Annotated in this window: 24 protein-coding genes; 13 read left to right on the forward strand and 11 right to left on the reverse strand. The window is 44.6% G+C overall.

All coding sequences use genetic code 11. The features are described 5' to 3' along the window. Nucleotides 1-57 precede the first annotated feature (57 nt). The 3 genes from MRK00_03610 (at nucleotide 58) to MRK00_03620 (ending at nucleotide 2,344) form a co-directional block, all read left to right on the forward strand. Nucleotides 58-321 carry a hypothetical protein gene (locus tag MRK00_03610; protein ID MDR4516461.1) on the forward strand — a complete coding sequence of 88 codons (264 nt, stop codon included), beginning with the start codon at nucleotides 58-60 and terminating at the stop codon, nucleotides 319-321. Between the two features lie 166 nt (nucleotides 322-487). After that, complete coding sequence (locus MRK00_03615; GenBank protein ID MDR4516462.1) at nucleotides 488-913, forward strand: hypothetical protein; 426 nt, start codon at nucleotides 488-490, stop codon at nucleotides 911-913. Nucleotides 914-1,390: 477 nt separating this feature from the next. Continuing rightward, a complete protein-coding gene (locus MRK00_03620; GenBank protein ID MDR4516463.1) occupies nucleotides 1,391-2,344 on the forward strand; it encodes a TIR domain-containing protein in 954 nt (317 codons plus the stop codon). 160 nt (nucleotides 2,345-2,504) lie between these two features. Here the strand turns inward: MRK00_03620 and MRK00_03625 are convergent, their stop codons facing one another. Next, nucleotides 2,505-3,062, reverse strand: coding sequence for a hypothetical protein (locus MRK00_03625; GenBank protein ID MDR4516464.1), 558 nt, complete (start codon nucleotides 3,060-3,062; stop codon nucleotides 2,505-2,507). A 442-nt stretch (nucleotides 3,063-3,504) separates the two neighbouring features. On the opposite strand from MRK00_03625, the gene MRK00_03630 reads away from it, so the two are divergent. From MRK00_03630 to MRK00_03650, 5 genes are all read left to right on the forward strand, one after another. Next, on the forward strand, nucleotides 3,505-3,735 hold the full coding sequence (locus tag MRK00_03630) for a hypothetical protein (protein MDR4516465.1): 231 nt from the start codon (nucleotides 3,505-3,507) through the stop codon (nucleotides 3,733-3,735). A gap of 321 nt (nucleotides 3,736-4,056) precedes the next feature. Then, nucleotides 4,057-4,227, forward strand: a complete 171-nt coding sequence (locus MRK00_03635) for a hypothetical protein (GenBank protein MDR4516466.1) — start codon at nucleotides 4,057-4,059, stop codon at nucleotides 4,225-4,227. Between the two features lie 188 nt (nucleotides 4,228-4,415). Next, nucleotides 4,416-4,685, forward strand: coding sequence for a hypothetical protein (locus MRK00_03640; protein MDR4516467.1), 270 nt, complete (start codon nucleotides 4,416-4,418; stop codon nucleotides 4,683-4,685). Then, a complete protein-coding gene (locus MRK00_03645; GenBank protein ID MDR4516468.1) occupies nucleotides 4,654-4,944 on the forward strand; it encodes a type II toxin-antitoxin system RelE/ParE family toxin in 291 nt (96 codons plus the stop codon). Before MRK00_03640 ends, MRK00_03645 begins: the two co-directional genes overlap by 32 nt. Before the next feature lie 275 nt (nucleotides 4,945-5,219). After that, a complete protein-coding gene (locus tag MRK00_03650; protein ID MDR4516469.1) occupies nucleotides 5,220-5,591 on the forward strand; it encodes a DUF393 domain-containing protein in 372 nt (123 codons plus the stop codon). Nucleotides 5,592-5,600: 9 nt separating this feature from the next. Here the strand turns inward: MRK00_03650 and MRK00_03655 are convergent, their stop codons facing one another. Both MRK00_03655 and MRK00_03660 read right to left on the reverse strand, forming a co-directional pair. After that, nucleotides 5,601-5,801, reverse strand: coding sequence for a hypothetical protein (locus MRK00_03655; GenBank protein MDR4516470.1), 201 nt, complete (start codon nucleotides 5,799-5,801; stop codon nucleotides 5,601-5,603). Then, a complete protein-coding gene (locus MRK00_03660; GenBank protein ID MDR4516471.1) occupies nucleotides 5,802-6,842 on the reverse strand; it encodes an SGNH/GDSL hydrolase family protein in 1,041 nt (346 codons plus the stop codon). Nucleotides 6,843-7,063: 221 nt separating this feature from the next. On the opposite strand from MRK00_03660, the gene MRK00_03665 reads away from it, so the two are divergent. The 4 genes from MRK00_03665 (at nucleotide 7,064) to MRK00_03680 (ending at nucleotide 10,810) form a co-directional block, all read left to right on the forward strand. Then, nucleotides 7,064-7,291: a hypothetical protein gene (locus MRK00_03665; GenBank protein ID MDR4516472.1), complete on the forward strand. Its 228-nt coding sequence runs from the start codon at nucleotides 7,064-7,066 to the stop codon at nucleotides 7,289-7,291. Between the two features lie 77 nt (nucleotides 7,292-7,368). Beyond that, nucleotides 7,369-7,791: a hypothetical protein gene (locus MRK00_03670; GenBank protein ID MDR4516473.1), complete on the forward strand. Its 423-nt coding sequence runs from the start codon at nucleotides 7,369-7,371 to the stop codon at nucleotides 7,789-7,791. 193 nt (nucleotides 7,792-7,984) lie between these two features. Then, nucleotides 7,985-9,262 (forward strand): NAD(P)/FAD-dependent oxidoreductase, encoded by a 1,278-nt coding sequence (locus MRK00_03675; GenBank protein ID MDR4516474.1) that lies wholly within the window; start codon nucleotides 7,985-7,987, stop codon nucleotides 9,260-9,262. 492 nt (nucleotides 9,263-9,754) lie between these two features. Further along, nucleotides 9,755-10,810 (forward strand): ABC transporter ATP-binding protein, encoded by a 1,056-nt coding sequence (locus MRK00_03680; protein MDR4516475.1) that lies wholly within the window; start codon nucleotides 9,755-9,757, stop codon nucleotides 10,808-10,810. A 16-nt stretch (nucleotides 10,811-10,826) separates the two neighbouring features. On the opposite strand, the gene MRK00_03685 is transcribed toward MRK00_03680, so the two are convergent. Then, nucleotides 10,827-11,762, reverse strand: a complete 936-nt coding sequence (locus MRK00_03685) for a serine acetyltransferase (protein ID MDR4516476.1) — start codon at nucleotides 11,760-11,762, stop codon at nucleotides 10,827-10,829. Nucleotides 11,763-11,936: 174 nt separating this feature from the next. On the opposite strand from MRK00_03685, the gene MRK00_03690 reads away from it, so the two are divergent. Next, nucleotides 11,937-12,728, forward strand: coding sequence for a zinc-dependent peptidase (locus MRK00_03690; protein ID MDR4516477.1), 792 nt, complete (start codon nucleotides 11,937-11,939; stop codon nucleotides 12,726-12,728). 22 nt (nucleotides 12,729-12,750) lie between these two features. Here the strand turns inward: MRK00_03690 and MRK00_03695 are convergent, their stop codons facing one another. The 7 genes from MRK00_03695 to MRK00_03725 all read right to left on the reverse strand — a co-directional run bounded on the left by MRK00_03695 (nucleotide 12,751) and on the right by MRK00_03725 (nucleotide 19,792). Beyond that, complete coding sequence (locus tag MRK00_03695) at nucleotides 12,751-14,853, reverse strand: bifunctional (p)ppGpp synthetase/guanosine-3',5'-bis(diphosphate) 3'-pyrophosphohydrolase (GenBank protein ID MDR4516478.1); 2,103 nt, start codon at nucleotides 14,851-14,853, stop codon at nucleotides 12,751-12,753. A gap of 239 nt (nucleotides 14,854-15,092) precedes the next feature. Continuing rightward, nucleotides 15,093-15,305, reverse strand: a complete 213-nt coding sequence (rpoZ, locus tag MRK00_03700; GenBank protein ID MDR4516479.1) for a DNA-directed RNA polymerase subunit omega — start codon at nucleotides 15,303-15,305, stop codon at nucleotides 15,093-15,095. A gap of 51 nt (nucleotides 15,306-15,356) precedes the next feature. After that, nucleotides 15,357-15,965, reverse strand: coding sequence for a guanylate kinase (gmk, locus tag MRK00_03705; protein MDR4516480.1), 609 nt, complete (start codon nucleotides 15,963-15,965; stop codon nucleotides 15,357-15,359). Nucleotides 15,966-15,982: 17 nt separating this feature from the next. Next, nucleotides 15,983-17,608, reverse strand: a complete 1,626-nt coding sequence (locus tag MRK00_03710; protein MDR4516481.1) for an HDOD domain-containing protein — start codon at nucleotides 17,606-17,608, stop codon at nucleotides 15,983-15,985. A gap of 312 nt (nucleotides 17,609-17,920) precedes the next feature. Continuing rightward, nucleotides 17,921-18,385 (reverse strand): peptide-methionine (S)-S-oxide reductase MsrA, encoded by a 465-nt coding sequence (msrA, locus tag MRK00_03715; protein MDR4516482.1) that lies wholly within the window; start codon nucleotides 18,383-18,385, stop codon nucleotides 17,921-17,923. Nucleotides 18,386-18,395: 10 nt separating this feature from the next. Further along, the gene (locus tag MRK00_03720) at nucleotides 18,396-19,034 is read right to left on the reverse strand and encodes a thiol:disulfide interchange protein DsbA/DsbL (protein ID MDR4516483.1); all 639 of its coding nucleotides are present in this window, start codon (nucleotides 19,032-19,034) and stop codon (nucleotides 18,396-18,398) included. A gap of 68 nt (nucleotides 19,035-19,102) precedes the next feature. Continuing rightward, nucleotides 19,103-19,792, reverse strand: a complete 690-nt coding sequence (locus MRK00_03725) for an SPOR domain-containing protein (protein MDR4516484.1) — start codon at nucleotides 19,790-19,792, stop codon at nucleotides 19,103-19,105. Nucleotide 19,793: the final 1 nt, after the last annotated feature.

Here is a 19,793-nt window from a genome sequence, read left to right on the forward strand (position 1 = left end):
ATTTTAACAATTGACAACTACACTTGCGCTGTATCAAAAAACATTAAAGGAGTATTTATGTTTTGTTATATCAAGGAATGGCCCAACAAAATGGCCACACTCATGACCGCAGATGGCGTGGTGCTGTGCACCTGCGAAACTACCGACGAAGCCCGGAAAGTCTGGCTGGACTGGAAACAGCAGCATTTAAACCGGCTGGCGTTCGATACATCCGATACTGAACCCGAAATTCTGCCGTATTCACCGACGGCTGGGGATTGGTTGAAGGCGGTTGTGATGAGTTGTTATCCAAGCAGAGAAAAGAAAGTGGTGAATGAATAAATTTTCAGATTTAGCTTTAATAGTTCATCTACGAAATTTTTGGTTGTTATAAATTTTTACTTGTGAGTGATTATCTGTATATGAATGCTAATTTTATTAGCAAAATATTTTATACAAATAAATATGATTTTTTACGGTTTGTCTGATTCTAGTTAGAGGTGTATTGATGTCCGAACAGCTAGCAATAACCCTAATCGCGGCAACGGTCGGCTTCGTGGCGGCCGTTTTCTTCTGTATCGGAAACGTACTGAATACCTCGAAAACCATTATGCTTCAGTCCGTTCCATACTGGGATTTCAGTGAACCAGTGGCCCGCTCATTGACTGCTCAGCGAGCCCAATATGTGGTTGGCGCTTTGCTGCTTGTTGGAGCTTTTCTCCTACAGGTCATCGGCGCTTTGGCATCGCCAACTGATGAGGCTTGCCTACCTGAATGGCTGGCCACTTGGCCATGGCTCATTGCTGCAACGTTCGTACCGACATGCATTGTTTCTTTATTTATTACTTGGTTGCTGTATCGTTCAACAATAAAGAAAGTGCTCATCTTAGAAAAGAAAGATCGAGAAGCGGAAGAGTGCGGTAGACTGGAGTAAGCTTTGCGCACCCCAACGTTTACTATCATAAATAGGAGGTATTGATTGGTTTGTGCAACAATCCTTATAACTATCTTTCTTATACTATTTCCTTTTGAAGTGGTTTCAGCAAGTAAATGTGTTAATTATGTCAATGAGATAATTGATGCAGCTCGTCAATTTAGCTTGGAAGGTACGCAAGCAAATAACAAGGGGACTGGTCTTGCATTGCAACATTTAATTTTAAAGTTACTATAGCTCGATTGGGTGCAATAACTAAAAAGCATGTGCCATATCATTCACCCACTGGTGTAATGCACTATGTTTATTGTACCTTACGTGTTGGGGTTCATAAACTCACCTCATTGACCTTCGCGCTACGCGCTAGATGCCGGAGAATAAAGCCATCACCGCTGTCGCCAAAGGGGTCTCACCCTGTAATAAAACCATGAAGTTTTCGGAAAAACCGGGGCGATTTACTATATAATCATTTGTTCGATGACAAGAAAGACGATGCCCAAAGTATTTATTAGCTATTCCACAAAAGACGCTGTTTTTGCTGATCTCGCAATGATGAAGCTGGATGCACAAGGCATTTCCGTGTGGCTTGATGCCGGCAATCTCAGAGGTGGTGAAGAATGGCGCAGTTCCATAGATAGAGGCATTTCTCAATCCGATGCAATGATCGTAATTTTGACCCCGGCCTCATGCATGTCTTCGTACGTCACCTACGAATGGGGATTTGCTCTGGGTAAGAAAAAGAAGGTTATACCCATTCTCCATCAAGACTGTGAAGTCCATCCTCGCCTTGAGGCGATACAATATCTCGACTTTAGAGATCATCGCAATGGACAGTGGGATGCACTGGCTAGCGAGATCAGGGACGCGGAAATTCGGAACTCAGAAGAATCTCACGAACAGCAAGTTGGACAGATGAGTGCAGATGATCTTAAGGAGATAATCGCGAGTGCAGTAGCACTGGCCTCTGCCAAGGCAAAATCAGACGGCCAACCAAGTGAACCCGAGGACTTTTCACGGGCCGCGGAGAGCGTTGTAGGCGCTGTCACCCGATCAAGTCACCGGCACTCAGCACGCCAACCGTATACTATTCTCTGGGTAGATGATCGTCCAAACAACAATGTCTTAGAACGACAAGCTTTTGAGGCACTCGGTATCGAGTTTACATTGGCACTCTCTACGCATGAGGCGCTAGAAGTTCTTAAGCGCAAAAAGTTTTCCGCCATTATCTCGGACATGGGACGAAAAGAGGGGCCACGGGAAGGCTATGTTCTGCTTGAAGCCTTGAGAGAAAAAGATAGAGAAACCCCATTTTTTATCTACGCAGGTTCAAATGCCCCTGAGCACAAGCGAGAAGCTGACAAAAGGGGGGCTCAGGGAACGACCAACAATCCGCATGAACTTTTTGAATTAGTAACGCGACATCTCGAATAACGAGAACGGGGACTGGCCTTGCATTACAACATTTAACTTTCAAGTTACTATAAGCTCGGTTGGGTGCAATAGCTAAAAAGCATGCACCATATAATTCACTCACTAGTGCAATTCACTGCGTTTATTGCGCCTTACACGTTGGAGTCCACTTCTGATAGAACTATCTTGCACTGATTGTAACAAGTGGTTTATGTAAAGCGATATATTTTTCCCTTAGGCTACTTCTACTATTGAAAATCATTTCCTCTAATTGCTTTGACGCAACAATTTCTTTTTTTACAATATCTAATAATGTTTCCCATTCTAATTCATCAGGTTCATAATCTTTCCACGAAAGCATAAAGTCAAAATGTGCTCCATGCCTGAATAAACGACCTGGTAGCGGGTAATGTTTTCTATGACCTAGAAAAATGCCATATCTAAGATAGGGGTGAACATATTTATGGGTTGCAGACTTCTGACTATAAGTAATCGCGTCATGCGTAGTAACACTTTCAATTTTCGTTTCAATTACTACTCTGGGCTTCCATGAGTTACTATTGCCCTCGTATACGAGAATATCTGTTTCATATGCCATTTCATTGTAAAAATTGGCACTATCACCATACCCGACTATTTCATTTGCATAAATCAATTTTTTCCCTGCCTCAACACAATAATCCACAAGCGCCTTATCAAGTTTCTCAGCTACAAATTTTGCCCAATCTGTTTCTTTCATTTTTTAGTTCTTAGGTTTAAATGATTGGCACGCTAAAGGGTTCGTCTTGCATTGCAACATCTTGACTTCCAATTTTACTACATACACGCGCCAAAGCGCGGTAGGGTGCAATAACTAAAAAGCATGCGCCATATAATTCACCCACTGGTGCAATGCACTACGTTTATTGCACCTTACGTGCTGGGGTTCATAAGCTCTGTCCAACCTACGCGCTTCTGGTGTAGTGGGACATCGTTATTGGCGTACGAATTTTCCTACGTAGCCGCACGTATATTTTTATCCAACGCGTTTTGGTACAGTTAGTCCATCTGTGCATTTGTGCTTATGCTAAAGGCATGAAAGAGAGATAGAAACAATATCGTTACATTTAAGCTTATCGCCCGAAAGGGTCGCGCTGGCTGATGAGTTTTGATTAACGCGGCCAAGCATAGGGGGTTACAAGATGGCAATCAAGCTGATTAACCAATATCAGGCCTGGTGGGACTCAGCATCCAATCGAGGATATTTTTGGTTCACATATTTCGATGGAGAACGGCAACGTACCGGCCCCGTAAGTGCAGAAAGTTTTGCCATAGTGACTGATCTTCTCCGGAATGAAAAACCAGTCTATGGAGATCATACGAAAGCTATGGTAACGACCCAGTCAGAAGAAGTGGGTGAGGAAGAAACCTAAGGATCATGGATCAACGGATCAAGAGGGTCGGATTCGATTGTTTTTCCGCGCGCCATTGGGCGCGCACCTTACATTACAACATTCAATTTTAAAGCACGGTAGGTTGGGGTAAGTTTTGCGCAGCCCAACATTTATCTAACAGACAATGTTAATCGGCCTATAACGCTGCAAAAATTTGCCTGTTATAATTCTTCAATTGGGTCAATCCTGGATGGTCATCTGTTGCTAGCGTTACCGGCGAGCGAATGTAAAAGGAGGAACGTATTTTTTACAGTGAACCTTGCCCAGCGCCACTTATGCCTACTGACGGAATTTGTTGATGTGCTTCGGAAAGCGGTCAGAGCCTTCAAACAACGGCATCCGTTTTATATTGATGCCTTTGTCGTATTACCTGACCATTTGCACGCAATCTGGTCGCTGCCGGAACAGCACAGACAGGCCCATAAACGCGACATGGAAAACTTAAGCATCAGGTACCCAGTCAAGCCGTGAGAATTACTACAGGCTGTTTAAACATCCTGTTACGTGCGGCGTTGGTACCCATACCGCTAAGCGAAACGGAATACATGTCAACGATTGATTAACATTCTTTAGCCAATAGTCGGTTATCAATCAATTTGTTGTGACTGGGTGCCATGTAGGTGTATATTAGAACCCATAATATTTTATGGATTTAGACGATGACAAAACAATCTGTTAACGTTACGCCACCAAACGATGACTGGCTTAATGCTAAGGTGGCAAGCAAGGAATATTCGAATAAGACAGACATCATCAACGATCTCATTCGTCGTGAACGTGAACGGGAAGAAAAATTCAAGACTCTTAAGGCTGCAATTGAGAAAGGATTGGCTAGTGATATTACCGAGAACGACGTGCTTGATATTATGCAACGTGTAGAAAAGAGAATGGCAGAAAATGGCACGTTACCGGATACTGGCCGAGACTGATGCCGACATTGATAAAATCTATGTTGACGGGATAGAGAGATGGGGACTGGCACAGGCCAAAAACTACTTAATTGGCCTGCACGAACGTTTAGAGTTTTTGGCCGATAACCCAAACTCCGGTTTCAATTCAGATGCGCTCTCACCCGGCTTGCAACGATTCCGTTATGGCCGTCATGTCATATTCTTTACCAATACAAACGATAAAATTTTAATTGTTCGTGTACTGGGAGAAAAAATGGATTTCGAACGCCATTTATAATTTTAACCACTAAATTCGTATAGCGTTTTCTTGCTTTCTAATGAAAAGAAGCCGGCACCAGTACGCAGGTTGGAAAATTAAAACTAAAATGCGGCCTGATTAACAAGTTGCAACAGCACAAGGGAACTGGCCTCGCATTAATACACCCTCCACAGGATTCGACAAAATGGCGTATGATATCAACGAGGAGAGTCAAATGATGCAGCAGCTTAACTCTTCCAAAAAATCTCTGGAAAAACTAGGCTGATTCAGGTCAAATCTATACGAATTAATATATGAATGACAAACCCAGAATGAAGGTTTATTACAATTCCGCCTGTCCAATCTGTAAAGCAGGGATAGAAGGACAGATGGACAAACATAGCGTCTGTGAAATTCAATGGAATGACGTTCACAAAAACAATGCGGCGGTTTCAGAGGTGAATTCCGATCTTGAGTTTGTGCGAGAGCGCCTTCATCTCGTCGATGAGAATGGCAATCTTCAGGTTGGGTTTGATGCTTTCCTGGCTATCTGGCGTCACTCGCCCACAGAGACATGGAAGTCCAGGCTGTTTGGTTTTCCAGTCATCAAGCAATTATGCAGAATTGCGTACAACCTTTTTGCCGCCGCGCTTTATAAATGGAATAAAGCAAAGAAACATTGGTAGTCAACGGTATCAAGCAGGTAGTCCGGATTGCGCTTGTGGAATCCGGACAGCAAAACGGGGACCATAAACGAGGTATGGGAAGCCTTGAGCTGAAGGAACTTGTGGACGGACACCTTCCGCGATGCCAAATGAACAGTCACCCTTTAGCTTTTGGCGCATACACTGCGCCATGAATCCTGCATTGATCGTTCTTGTTTTATGGTACGCCATTTATGGCGTCGGCATCGATAAAACCTCCGCCGCTTCAATGGCAATAAAACCGTGAACGGCTTTCGTCGGATGTATGCCATCCCAGAACAAATAAGTATCCGGATTCCTGCATTGGAAAGGTGGAATATTCGGTGTTACGCAGGCATCGTCGGTATTGATAATTCCAAACGGTGAAGGATCTGCAATAGCGCCCTTGAGCAAGGTGTCAAGATCCAGCATCCGTACTTCAATCCCAGGCAAGCCCTGGAAACTGTTTTGCAGCTCTATCAAACCCGCATTGAAAACGCTGTTCAAACTATTTGCCGCAAAAATTGCACCGGGAAACCGGGATTCCAGAATTTTCAATGCCGGCGTTTCACCAACAGACGGAACATTGACAAGCATAAACTGCCTTGCGCCATGCCCATAAAGTTGCACAACAGTATCTCCAATACTGGATAGCGCCGGAATGATTGCAGCCGCGATAATTGCTCCGATATCTTCACCTGCGGCCAATCTTACCAAGGCATCCCTGATATCGTTTCCACCCAGTTCCAAAATGAATAATGTGGCATCAGAGGTCTGTGGAAAATCGTTAAGATACCGATTCAATTGATCATCCAAATTAAACCGACAATCAAAATCCACAGACCGGGCGCCGCCAATTGCATAATTGCTGGCAGGAACACCCTCATCGCGCAGAGCGGGAAGCGCATTGCCGCCCAGACCTTTATTGCGCGCCAGTTGCTCTACCCAGGTAGCGCCGTTTGACAGATGATGGCCCCCTTTTGCATAGGCACTATCCGGTATGATCAGCACATCGAGAGCATCGTATGGCGGCGTGTTCACCGGCACTCCGGGATTGCAGCCTGCATTAAAACCAAAAGATTCAGGATCTGAAAGCACAACAAATGCATTCCCAGGATCACTTAAACTTGTACCGAACGTAACGATTCTTTCAATCGGCATGTTTTGTGCAAACGCGGAAACCGGAAAAGAAAAACACCATGCAATCAGCATAACCGTTAAAAAAAGACGCTTTACAACCCCGAGCGTTCGCATAAAACCCCTAAAATAAATTGCTTAAAAAAACCATCCTTTTCGATTTAGAAAGGATAACAGTCATAGGTTGTTTTTCTTTTTTAGAAGTTTTTATTATCCGCCAATTGAACAAATTGGCAATAAAAATATAAACACAACAATGTCTTGCATTACCCCATCCTCTACAAAAGCTCACCCCAGAGTTTGACATGTGAAATTATCCCGCATATACTGATATCAAGGTGAATAATACAAGTGCTATCACCAATTTTGCGTGCCAAACAAAAAAATTTGGTACGTTAAAAGAAAGCCCGGGTTGTTTTTTCATGAATATGACGGCTTTCGGGGAAGCACCAGTAAAAAGATCAGATGGGTTAGTCAACTCTCATGAGTTTGAACACCCAGGCGTGTTTCTAAAAGAAAATTTCATCATCTATACCCCAGCATTCTACTTCCTGGGGCAATTTTAATTCACCAAGGTGAATTGACCGCAATGTAAACGATCGCTTGAGAACCAGATCGTTCAATACTTTTACAGGGGGCAATTATGAGGAAACTACTCGCTTTATTATTTCAGTTAGTCCTTTTGTCAATCTTTTTTGGGTTTGCAACCATGATACAGGCTAACGATACGGAACCTTCAGCTAAAACAGTACGCTTATTGGCGTCCCAATGTGCTCAGTGCCATGGCACAACAGGTAATTCGTTAGGAGACATTGACAGTATTGCTGGTAAAGATTTCCATGAGCTGCTCGACGAGCTACTTGAGATGAAGGCGGATAATGATAATGAGGTGATGCATAAGCAGATAAAAGGTTACACCGATCAACAGATTTGGTTTATAGCTGACTATTATGCCAACTTGTCTAGTTCTCCAAATGAAGAAGAGAATCGTGAAGAAATACATGTTGAGGATCAGGAGGATGAGCATGAGGAGGAGCATGAGCATGAAGAAGAACATGATGATTAAGTTGCTTTGTGGGCAGCCGAAGTTCTCCTGAGTAGTCTGACAGGTCGAATATTCTTCGCCTCAATCCTAATTAATTTCTTGCACTTGTTGACAAATAGAAATGGTACTGGATTTACTAAATCCATAAAAAACCGGCAGCTCGGTGAATGTCAACAAGACCATTTAGAACAATTGAAATGATAAAGGGTATATTATGAAAAATTTTAATCGCCGCGCTTTTATCAAATTGATGGGTATTTCTGCAGCCACTATTGCAACGCCTTCCTTATTAAAAGCAGCAAATGGTGGCGTATCGCCACGTGTTGTAATTGTAGGCAGTGGATTTGCCGGCTCGACAATCGCAAAATATCTGCGTTTATGGAGTATCAATGCGATTGATGTCACTGTGGTTGATCCAAAAAATGCTCATGTTTCATGTGTTATGAGCAATTTGGTTTTAAATGGACAACTTCAAATGTCTGATATTACATTTGAGCATTCCTTATTGAATCAAAAATATGGTGTCGAATTCATAACCAGTTCGGTTATTGACATTTCCAGTAACGTTGATGGAAAGATTGTTTCATTGGCAGATGGCAGTATACTGCATTGCGATTTTGTTGTATTGGCCCCCGGCATTGCGTTCGATGACATTCCCGGCCTGGACCATGATAAAGCACCACATGCCTGGATAGCCGGCCCTCAAACCGAATTATTAAGAAATCAATTAAACGAAATTCCGGCTGGAGGAACTTTCGTAATGACAGTGCCTAAAGCGCCTTACCGTTGCCCGCCTGGCCCCTATGAAAGAGCCTGCGTAGTGGCAGATATCATGAAGCGCAAGGGCGGTGGAAAAGTCATTGTCCTTGACTTAAACCCCAAAATCATTGTCGAAGAACATATGTTCTCAACTGCTTTTGCTGAAATATATGGTGACATTGTTGAATATATACCCAATGTAACCATTGATGCAGTTGATTCTGAAAATTTAATGATTCAGACAAATATGGGTACCTTTAATGCAGATGTGTTAAATGTGATTCCTACACATCGGGCCGGAAAAATAATTTCTGACTTGGGCCTTAATACGGTTTCTGGGCGATGGGCTGATGTTAATCCGATCAGCTACGAAGTTAATAATCACCCGGGGATCTTTGTAATTGGGGATTCGAGTGGTACGAATCAACCTAAATCAGGGCATATGGCAAATTCACAGGCAAAGGTTTGTGCTGATGCCATTATACGCCTAATCGCCAACGAACCCATTGATAGCACTGAAAGATTATCCAACATAACGACCAACTCTGCGTGTTACAGCCCGATTACTTTCAATACCGCAACATGGTTAACTGCCGGTTTTGCCTATGATCTGACTGAAAAAAGAATGAAAGCAATTCCGGCATCGTTAGGTGAAGCGGAAAAGCACAGCAAAGATCATTATGAGGATATGTTTAGCTGGTCGCAAAATTTGTTTGAAAACACTTTTAGATAGTCATAAATTCAGAATAATTGAGCATTATTGTTTGGTCTTTGACGGCCAACGGTGACTCAAGACACCGCGAAGCCCGCTCTGCGGGCTTCTTCAACGCGACAAGGAGCGTCTCTTGCAATGCAAAAAATCCTTTCGAGAAAGAATCCAATAAATGCTGTATTTGAAGCCCAGAAAACTTCTTTTTCTCAAGGCTTCTTTCTTGCTCAGCAAAATACCTGAATGACGTAAACTTTTCCAAACTACATGCCACTTTCCTGTCGCGCTTTCTGGAATTCTCGCCTGATATTTTGCAACATAATCATTGCAAAACATGAGGAAAAACACCCGCAAACATTTTGTCAGCTACAGAACAAAAGACATATCCATTGCGCGGTTATATAATCATTCGTTTTTGTTCACTTTAGAAGATTAATTCCGGTCGTTATCATTCAACTCCGTGCAGCCATTTTGCTTTGTTAAAGCCGGATTCAAAAAAATCAACCCGAGAACCGTATGGATACTCCGTTACTGCAACTCACTCATATCCGGCAAAGTTACGGCGAACAACAGGTGCTCAACGACCTTTCGCTGACCTTGAATAAAGGCGAGATCGGTTGCCTGCTGGGGCCGAGCGGTTGCGGAAAAACCACAGCATTGCGGTGCATCGCCGGATTCGAGTCGATTTCCGGCGGCGAGATTCTGGTCAATGGTCGCAGCATCAGCAATGCAAAAACATCGTTGCCGCCTGAAAAAAGACAGATCGGCATGGTCTTCCAGGATTATGCATTATTTCCACACCTCAATGTCGCGGCCAACATCGGTTTCGGTCTGCATCGGCTGCCCCGGACAGAGCGTATGGAACGTGTTGAAGAATGGCTGCAAATTGTACAGCTTGAAGATACCGCCAAAAAATATCCGCACGAACTGTCCGGCGGACAGCAACAACGCGTCGCATTGGCGCGTGCCCTGGCGCCGCGCCCTGCGCTGCTTTTGCTCGATGAGCCGTTTTCCAATCTGGATGTCAGTCTGCGCGAGCGTTTAAGTCTGGAGGTGCATGATATCCTCAAAAATCAGAATATCACCGCAATTCTTGTAACCCATGACCAGTCTGAAGCATTCGCGATCGCCGACAAGATCGGCGTGATGTTCAACGGCGATATTCACCAATGGGACACGGCCTACAATCTTTATCATCAGCCATTCGACCGACTCGTCGCCGATTTTATCGGCCAGGGCATGTTTCTGCCCGGCAAGATTGTCCACACCGGGCAAATTGAAATTGAACTTGGTGTTCTGAAGGGCGATGTTCCATCGGATTGTACCGCCGGCAATACCGTTGACGTCCTGATGCGGCCGGATGATATCGTGCATGACGATGCCAGTCCGCAGCAAGCCACTGTCATACAAAAAGCGTTCCGGGGCGCCGAAATTTTATATACCCTGCAACTGGCAAGCGGCAGCAAAGTGCTCTCGCTGGTCCCGAGCCACCACAATCATGAACTGGGCGAGAAAATCGGCATCAAAGTCATTGCCGATCATATTGTCGCTTTCAAGCAAAAAACCGGTTAAGGCGGTATGTTTCACATCATACAATGTCTTTTCCCGGCACCTGTGCCTGCGATATATTGCTGCCTGGCGGAACGCTGTGCGTCAACCAGACATTACCGCCTATCGTCGAACCGCGGCCAATGGTGATGCGTCCCAGTATCGTCGCGCCGGCATAAATCACGACATCGTCTTCCACAATCGGATGACGCAAATTACCTTTGACCAGCGTACCGTTCTCATCCACCGGAAAACGTTTGGCGCCCAGTGTGACCGCCTGATACAAACGCACATTCCGGCCGATAATCGCCGTTTCACCGATAACGACACCGGTGCCATGATCGATAAAAAAGCTGCCGCCAATCTGGGCGCCCGGATGAATTTCAATGCCTGTTGCCGAATGCGCGAGTTCTGAAATCATGCGCGCAATCAATGGCACACCCAGATTATGCAATTCGTGCGCCAACCGGTAATGGGTAATCGCCCTAATGCCCGGATAGCACACCAGTACTTCGTCAACGTTGCGTGCAGCCGGATCGCCCTCATAGGCTGCAATAACATCGCTGTCAAGCAACACCCGGATTTCAGGCAAGCGCCTGGCAAATGCCTGCGTGATTGCGATCGATTTTTCCCGGTCTTCCGGGCTGAGCGTTTCCAGACCCGAATTATAATGCAATTCGTGCTGGATTTGCACCATCAAATCGCGCAATGTCACATTAAGCGTATGGCCAACATAATGGTCAATTCCTTCGTCCGAGAGTTCGGATGATCCCAGCCGATTTGGAAACAAGGCCGCACTGAGTCCTTCTGCGACCTGCGATAGTATTTTCCGTGATGGCAGTTTTGGCGGCCTGTCATGCCGCTTGCGGCTTTCCAGCGATGCTACACGCAAAACCCTTAATTTTGAAACAATATCATCAATTTCCAGATGGGTGCTTCTAACCTGGATATCCCGCGCATTCTTGGTATTGGTCACTTCCTCTTAACCCCTGCGTATCGAACGTTCATGAAAAATGGCGACAATTATTTTGATAAACAAGAAATGCGAACCGTTTCTTTTTCTGTATAACATTCAGTATGCTTGTTTACACTAAATACATTATTATAATGGATTGAATTAATATTCATCCGATAGCTTTTTAATTTCATCATGTCATGGCATTTAAATCGCTGGAAACGCAACCGGATACTTCAAAATGAAGCAGTTCCGGTTAATATCTGGCAAAAAATGATCAACATGCGCTGCATGAGCGGCATGAATCCGGATGAACTCCGCCGGTTACATGAACTTGTGCTGCTGTTTCTACACGCCAAAGTAATTAATGGCGCACACGAAACAGAAATCACGGATGAAATGCGCGTTACAATCGCGATACAAGCCTGTATTCTGATTTTGAATCTTGATCTGGATTATTATGATGACTGGATTGAAATCATTGTTTATCCGGGTGATTTTGTTCTCGATTACGATTACGCGGATGAAATTGGTGTTATACATCACGCCCGCAAAATCGCATCCGGAGAAGCATGGCTGGCAGGCCCGGTTATTCTTTCATGGCAACAAATTGCACATTCAGACATTCTGCATCCGCATAATGTCATCATCCATGAATTTGCGCACAAACTGGATATGCTGCATGAAGGCGCAAACGGCTGCCCGCCCTTGCATGCCAACATGAGTGCGCATACCTGGCATATTGTCTTCAGTCAGGCATATGAGATATTCTGCCATCAGGTGGAAACCGGAGCCGATCTTTTGATAGATTCCTATGCGGCCGAAAACCCCGCTGAATTTTTTGCCGTACTAAGCGAGGTATTTTTCGAGTCCCCGATAATTGTCAAACAGCATTACTCGGCCATTTATGAACAGCTCGCACTGTTTTACCGTCAGGATCCGGCTGCACGGTGGACAGATCGATACATTGCAACACCAACAACCTGAAACTCCGGAAGAGCAGTTCTCCTCAAATACGTGTGATTTTCGCGACTTCTTTAATACGCCGCAAATCACGGATAACCTGCGCCAAATGATGACGATTCTTCACCTGTAAAACAAACCCCATGGCTGTATAGTCTTTCTCACTTTCCATAGCAACATCGTCAATATTGGATTCAGTTTTGGCAATGGCAGACGCAATCCTTGCCAGCACCCCATGCTTGTTCACGGCAAAGACTTTGATTTTAACCCCGAATGTCCGGGCGATATCCTTTCCCCAGGTCACATCCAGATAATTCTCCGGATTCTTATGACTCTGCGCAACGGCGGGACAATTATGGGTATGAATGATCAATCCTTGCTCCTTCTTGATCAACCCTACAATGACATCTCCCGGTATGGGATGGCAGCATTTGGCAAATTGTACGGTCAAACCTTCTGTACCCAGAATCGTGATGGGATCATTGGTCACTTGTTCACTATTGATTGATTCAAGCGGTGAAGTCAAACGTTTTGCAATCACCGCAGGCAACTGTTTACCTAAGGCCAAGTCGGCCAGCAATTCTTCCCTGGATTTGGCGCCACTGTCGCGCACCAGTTTTTCCCATTGTGCTTTGTCAATCAGCGCCGGTTCGACATTCAATGCAAGTAACGCCTGATTCAACATGCGTTCACCCAGCTCAACTGACTCATCAAACTGAATGGTCTTAAGAAAATGACGAATATGGGACCGCGCCCTGCCGGTAACCACATAGCTGAGCCAGGATGGATTGGGTTTGGCATAGGGCGCCGTAATGATTTCCACACGATCGCCATTTTTGAGTTCGCTGCGAAGCGGCGCATTTTCACCATTAATTTTGGCGGCTACGCAACAGTTTCCGATATCGGAGTGAATCGCATAGGCAAAATCGACTGCGGTTGACTGCCTGGGTAAAGTCAGGATTTTCCCCTGCGGCGTGAATACATAGACGTCACCTGGAAACAAATCAAATTTCAGGTGCTCAAGGAATTCCTTTGAATCGGCTGAATCGCTCAAAATCTCCAACAGGCTTTGCAGCCATTGGTTTGTCTTCGTGTTCAGATCGCCCAGATCGGCATCGGTGCTTTTGTACAGCCAGTGTGAAGCAACGCCATTTTCCGATATCCGATGCATTTCCTGCGTGCGAATTTGTATTTCGATGGGAATACCAAATGGCCCGAGCAATGTGCTATGTAACGACTGGTAGCCATTTTGCTTGGGGATAGCGATATAGTCCTTAAACTTCCCTGGTATGGGTCTGTATAAACCATGCAACGCGCCCAATGCAACATAACAGGAAGGGACATCATTGACAACAACCCGGAATCCATAGATATCAAGCACCTCGGAAAATGTAAGCTGCTTTCCCACCATTTTCTTGTAAATACTATAAATATGTTTCTCGCGCCCGTAGACCTGCGCTTTGAGATTGGCTTCTTTTAATTTACTGATGATCGCGTCCTGGATTTTTCCGACAACTTCACGGCGGTTACCGCGCGCTGCTTTGGTCGCTTTATCCAGCACACGATAACGCAGCGGGTGTAGATAGCGAAAACCCAACTCCTGTAATTCCTGATATATCTTGTTTAGTCCCAGACGATGGGCGATGGGCGCATAAATTTCAAGTGTTTCGCGCGCAATACTGCGCTGTTTTTCTGATCGCATCACTTCCAATGTCTGCATATTATGCAGTCTGTCGGCCAGTTTTATCAGGATAACCCGGACATCACGCGCCATGGCCAAAAGCATTTTACGGAAATTCTCGGCCTGCGCTTCGACCTGCGTTTGAAATTGAATTTTATCCAGCTTTGAGACGCCATCAACCAGTTCAGCTACCGGCGCACCAAACCGTTCACTGATTTCTTCCTTTGAGATATCGGTATCTTCAACGACATCATGCAGCAAAGCTGCAGTCAATGTCGGCGCATCCAGATGAAGCTGACCTAAAATTCTGGCGACTGCCAGCGGATGGGAAATATACGGTTCACCCGATTTTCTATATTGACCGGAATGGGCGCCCTGGCCAAAGGAATACGCATTTTTCAGCTGAGAAATATCTTCCGGCTTAAGGTATTGAGCGGCTTCGGAAAAGAGCGGTTCAGCTTCATGCATTGACGCGATTAATTCAATTAAACAGTTAACTTAACAAGTTGGCAGCAAGAAAGACAACGAAGAAAGTTATCATTCAGGCTTCCAGTTCGCTATTTATATGCTATTGTCAGGAACAGCACGACCGTCGTATTTTGCAGACCGTTGTATTTTGCAATAAGGCGCAATACCCGCAAAGGATTATTTCCATTTCAAACACAGTCGCGCAATTGCAGTACTCCGGTTAGCGCCCTTCGGCAATATCATGTGGATAGCGTACCCGGATTTAAGATATCCATGTCGATTTTGCCTTGCGCAAGTTCACGCAACGCAATAACCGTTGGCTTATCCCGTGCCGATTCAATCATAGGTGCAGCACCCATTGCCAATTGCCGCGCGCGCGTCGTGGCAGCCAATGTCATATCAAAACGATTCGGTATTCTCAACAAACAATCATCTACAGTAATACGAGCCATAATTATCCAGTCAGTTACTAAAACAAAAATATATTTTTAAAAATTGCAATTTCAAGTGAGTTGTGTAATCAATGTCTGATAATTTTTTACTTGCCTGTCTCTTCTCAAGCGCTCCGCATTGACGATACTGACTAAATTATTAACCGCATTATCCAACTCGTCGTTAATAATAACATAGTCAAATTCATTCACATGACTGACTTCTTCACGTGCTGCGTCAAGTCGTTTTCGAATAACGTCAACATGGTCCTGATCACGCGCCATCAAACGCTGTTCCAGCACCTTGCCTGATGGCGGCAAAATAAAAATACCAATTGCTTGTGGAAAAAACTTTCGCACCTGTTCCGCGCCTTGACAGTCGATTTCAAGCAGAATGTCCTGGCCCGAAGCTATCGCTTCATTTATCCATTTCTGCGAAGTGCCGTACAAGTTGCCATATACTTCGGCACTCTCCAAAAATTCCCCTTGCGCCTGCATTTGTCTGAACGTTTGCTTGCTGACAAAATGATAATCACGGCCATTCACTTCGCCTGAACGTGGTTGACGCGACGTATACGAAATTGACAAGCTGAGATAAGGGTCTTTATTCAGCAAGGTTCTAATGATACTGGTTTTCCCGGCACCTGAAGGCGCACTAATAATGAACAAGCAACCTGTCATCATGACCATCTCTTCTATTATCGTGTATTCAATGCCGTTAACACCTGGGCTTTCAATGTTTTAATCAATCGCATTTCTTCAGATGATACACCCTCAGGCGCCTCTTGTTGACGATCCGCATAAAACAGACCAATTCTTTTCTCTTGAGTAACCAATGGTAACACGACAAAACTGCGTGCATCCGGAAACAAATCGACATGCCATTTGGGCAGCAATTTTCTCACCTTTGTTACTGAAGCGTCCGAGATAATCAAATCCACATTATTTTTCATCGCCAGATGAAACAAATTTGTAGACGCCTTGATGGGGAAAACAAACGCTTTCTGCCTGGCCGAGTAGTTGTTGCCAAGCGAGCTGCGCGCCCGGTATTGACCACTCTCTATGTCTCTCAAACACAACGTTATGAAACGAAAACCCAGGCTGCTATAAAAAGTTTCCAGCACTAATGTGATCAGGTCACCCAGTTTATATTTTCCCGAAGCCATCACTTCCGTCACATCTTGAACACCGGTCAGCAACAATTCAGGCGCGTTAAAAGGTTTTCCGCTTGGATAACACTGTATTTCACAATGTTCTTCCGCACCTTTTTCTTCAAACTCAAAAGCCAGTTCCTTAATGAGCGCTTCTTCTTGCTGGCTTTGTAATTCGAATTTTGCGGAACCCATCCTGACTTCCCTTTGTGGATTCGGCGAAATCAATTCCGCGTTAATTTCCAGCGCATTGGTTTCCTTGCTTGCATCATTAATCAACTTATTCAGTTTGGTTTTGTCCAGATTTAGCGCCTTGCCAAAGCGAGTTAACAACGCTGCCTCCAAGTCTGCGTCACTGGATTCCGCTGAGCTTAAAACCATTGGCACCGCCTTATCACTTAACTCGACCGCCTGTTGCATCCACTCCATTCGATTTCTGGGCGGCTTTAAGTCACCCGCCGATTGTGTTTTTAATGTCTGGATAATACTGGCCGGAATTTCCCATTCATTCAGAACTATTTCCGCAAAGTTATCCAGATTAAAATGAAGCACTTCCTTTGAAGCCTGCGTTGCGGTATGCGAACCTTGCCTGATCAGTGCCATCATCTCCTGATATTGATCAGGATAATACGCAGCCAACAACAAACGGCCAGCATTCTTAAATAACGCTGCGACAGCAATTTCCTCGGCATCCTGGAAATGGCTATCCCGCGCCAATTCTCGACCCACCATACTGGCAGCCAATGCACATATCAATTCATAACGCACATGCTTGGCATTCTTTCCTGACATTCCATCAACCAGCAGTATTGCCAGCGCACAAGCCTTCACGGTATTAAATCCGAGCAGAAAAATGGCCTTGCTGATACTGGTCACCACTTTATTTGAAGCAGAACGAAAAGATACCGAATTTGATAAACGCAGAATCTTCTGCGTTAAGGAAACATCAGATAATACAAAATAAGCCAGCTTTCGAACCGATTCATCGTCAGAGGATGACAATTGCACAATACGCGATATTGAAGCACCCAATGCCGGCAGATCCGGATCACTCCGAATAGCCGTCAGCAATCCTTTCTCGATAGAAATTTTCTGATCGTCACCCTCAGCCACAATTGAGCGATCAGGCGAATTATTGGGAAGGTCTTGTTCCGGCAATTCTTTTGTCATCATCACTGTTCTGCTGACCTACATTTAAAAATAAAATAACCTACAAGGCATCTCAAAAAACCCACATTTTGTAACAACACTTCGCTATTCTCAAGCAATGTTTCTTGACATATTATTCATATGCTGCGTCTACATGATTTGTTCCCGCTTCGCCTTGTCCTGTTGTTTAACGCGCTGAATTTTTGGAGATGTCCCGCATACAAATTTTAAAAAAACCGATCAAATTATGCAAAATTTCAACTTGAGCGGAGAATTATTTATAACCTATAAAACTCAGCCACCATCGATCAATATAAGTCTGAAATTGACAGCACATCAGCGAATACCACTTTTTTCAAAATAGTGCTGATGGTAGTCTTCAGCAGGATAAAATTGATCGACAGGCAGAATCTCCGTGACCACAGGCGCATGCCAGCGTCCACTCTGCTGGTATTTGTCTCTGGATATCTTGGCAGCCGATTCCTGTTCTTCAGTGAAAAAATAAATTGCCGAACGGTACTGTGTGCCAATATCGACACCCTGCCGGTTTTTTGTTGTCGGATCATGACAGTGCCAGAACATATCCAGCAATTCTTCGGTTGACACCTTTTCCGGATCATATTCAACCTGTACGACTTCGGCATGACCGGTATTGCCAGAACAAACCATTTCATAGGAAGGGTGCGATACATGACCGCCGGAATAACCGCAGGTTGTCTCAGTCACACCGCTCATTCGGCTAAAAACCGACTGCACCCCCCAGAAGCACCCGGCACCAAAAATAATTTTTTCTATCGACATTGGCTTCGATTCATGGATTTCTGGTACTGCGCACCCTATCGATAATTTCGTTTAATACACGCATCGTATCTTGCGGTGTTCCGCCTTTCTTACCGGTCGTAAGATACTTGCCTTCAATCACAAATGCGGGTACGCCGGTTAACTCATATTGACGCATCATCTGATTTGTCCGGGCAATCTGATTTTGTGTGGTAAATGAATTGTAAACATTGGCAAATTTTTCTTTATCACCGCCTTGTTTCTCAATCCAGCTGAACAAAATGGATTCATCACTTAAATTAATTTTGTCACGATGAATGGCTTCATAGATTTTGTCGTGCAGCGTTTCTATTTCACCCAATGTTTCAATCGTATAATATGTTTTGGCGCCCGGAATCCAGTTGTTTCTGAAAATTGCCGGAACATATCGAAAATCAACATCGCTCGGCTTATTCTTCAACCAGGCTTTGATATGTGGATGCAGACTGTTGCAATGCGGGCAGCCATACCAGAAAAATTCGATCACCTCGATACGGTCTGCGTTCTGGGTAGATTGTGGATTCGCAAGTACTTTATAGTCTCTCCCCTCAACGATTTCAGCATGAACGTTGGTCACGCCTAACACGGTTATTGCTAAAAATACAACTAAAATTACAATCAGTCTGTTCATCTGCACACTCACTTTTACGAAGTTAATTTTGATTTGACCAACGTATAAAACCATTCACGATAACTGAATTAACGGGCCTTGATAAACTGTGCTTCGATACCATTCTCACGCAATCTGCTATGCACCTGATCCACACCGGTCTTTTGCGTAAATGGACCGACACGCACACGATACCAGACGCCTTTTTCCGACAAATCCGCTGACTGTACTGATGCAATAACACCGAGAAGCGCAAGTCTTGCCTTAAGGTTGTCTGCATCAGCATTGTTACGAAACGATCCAACTTGAAGATAGTAGGTATCCGCTGCAGCGCTGGCCGATTCAATTTGTCTTCGTTCCGCAACAGGTGGCGGCACAGGTTTTACTGGCGCCAGCGGTTTCTCAGCTGCTCTGGGTTGTTCTGCCACGGGTTGTTCAATATGCTGCGGAATTTCGTACACCGCAAGAGACTCGTCTTTGCCAGGCAAAATATTATAAAAATCAAATTGTGCTTTTTCTTCCACTTTGGCGATATGCTTGTTCTCTAAAGACGATTCGGAAGTATCGGATTGCGCTTTATCAGCAATATCATCATCTGGCCTGTCATACCCGGCAATCTGCTCCTCTGGCAAAAATGGACTTGGCACCTGCTCCAGATAAAACCATATACCGATAGTACTCAAAATACCCAAGGTATAGCCAATAAATATTCCCAGCATCAATGACCCTTTACCACTACTGGATGCTGTAGATTTACGAGATTTGTAATCGCGGCTCATG

This window comes from Nitrosomonas sp. (assembly GCA_031316255.1).
Lineage (GTDB): Bacteria > Pseudomonadota > Gammaproteobacteria > Burkholderiales > Nitrosomonadaceae > Nitrosomonas.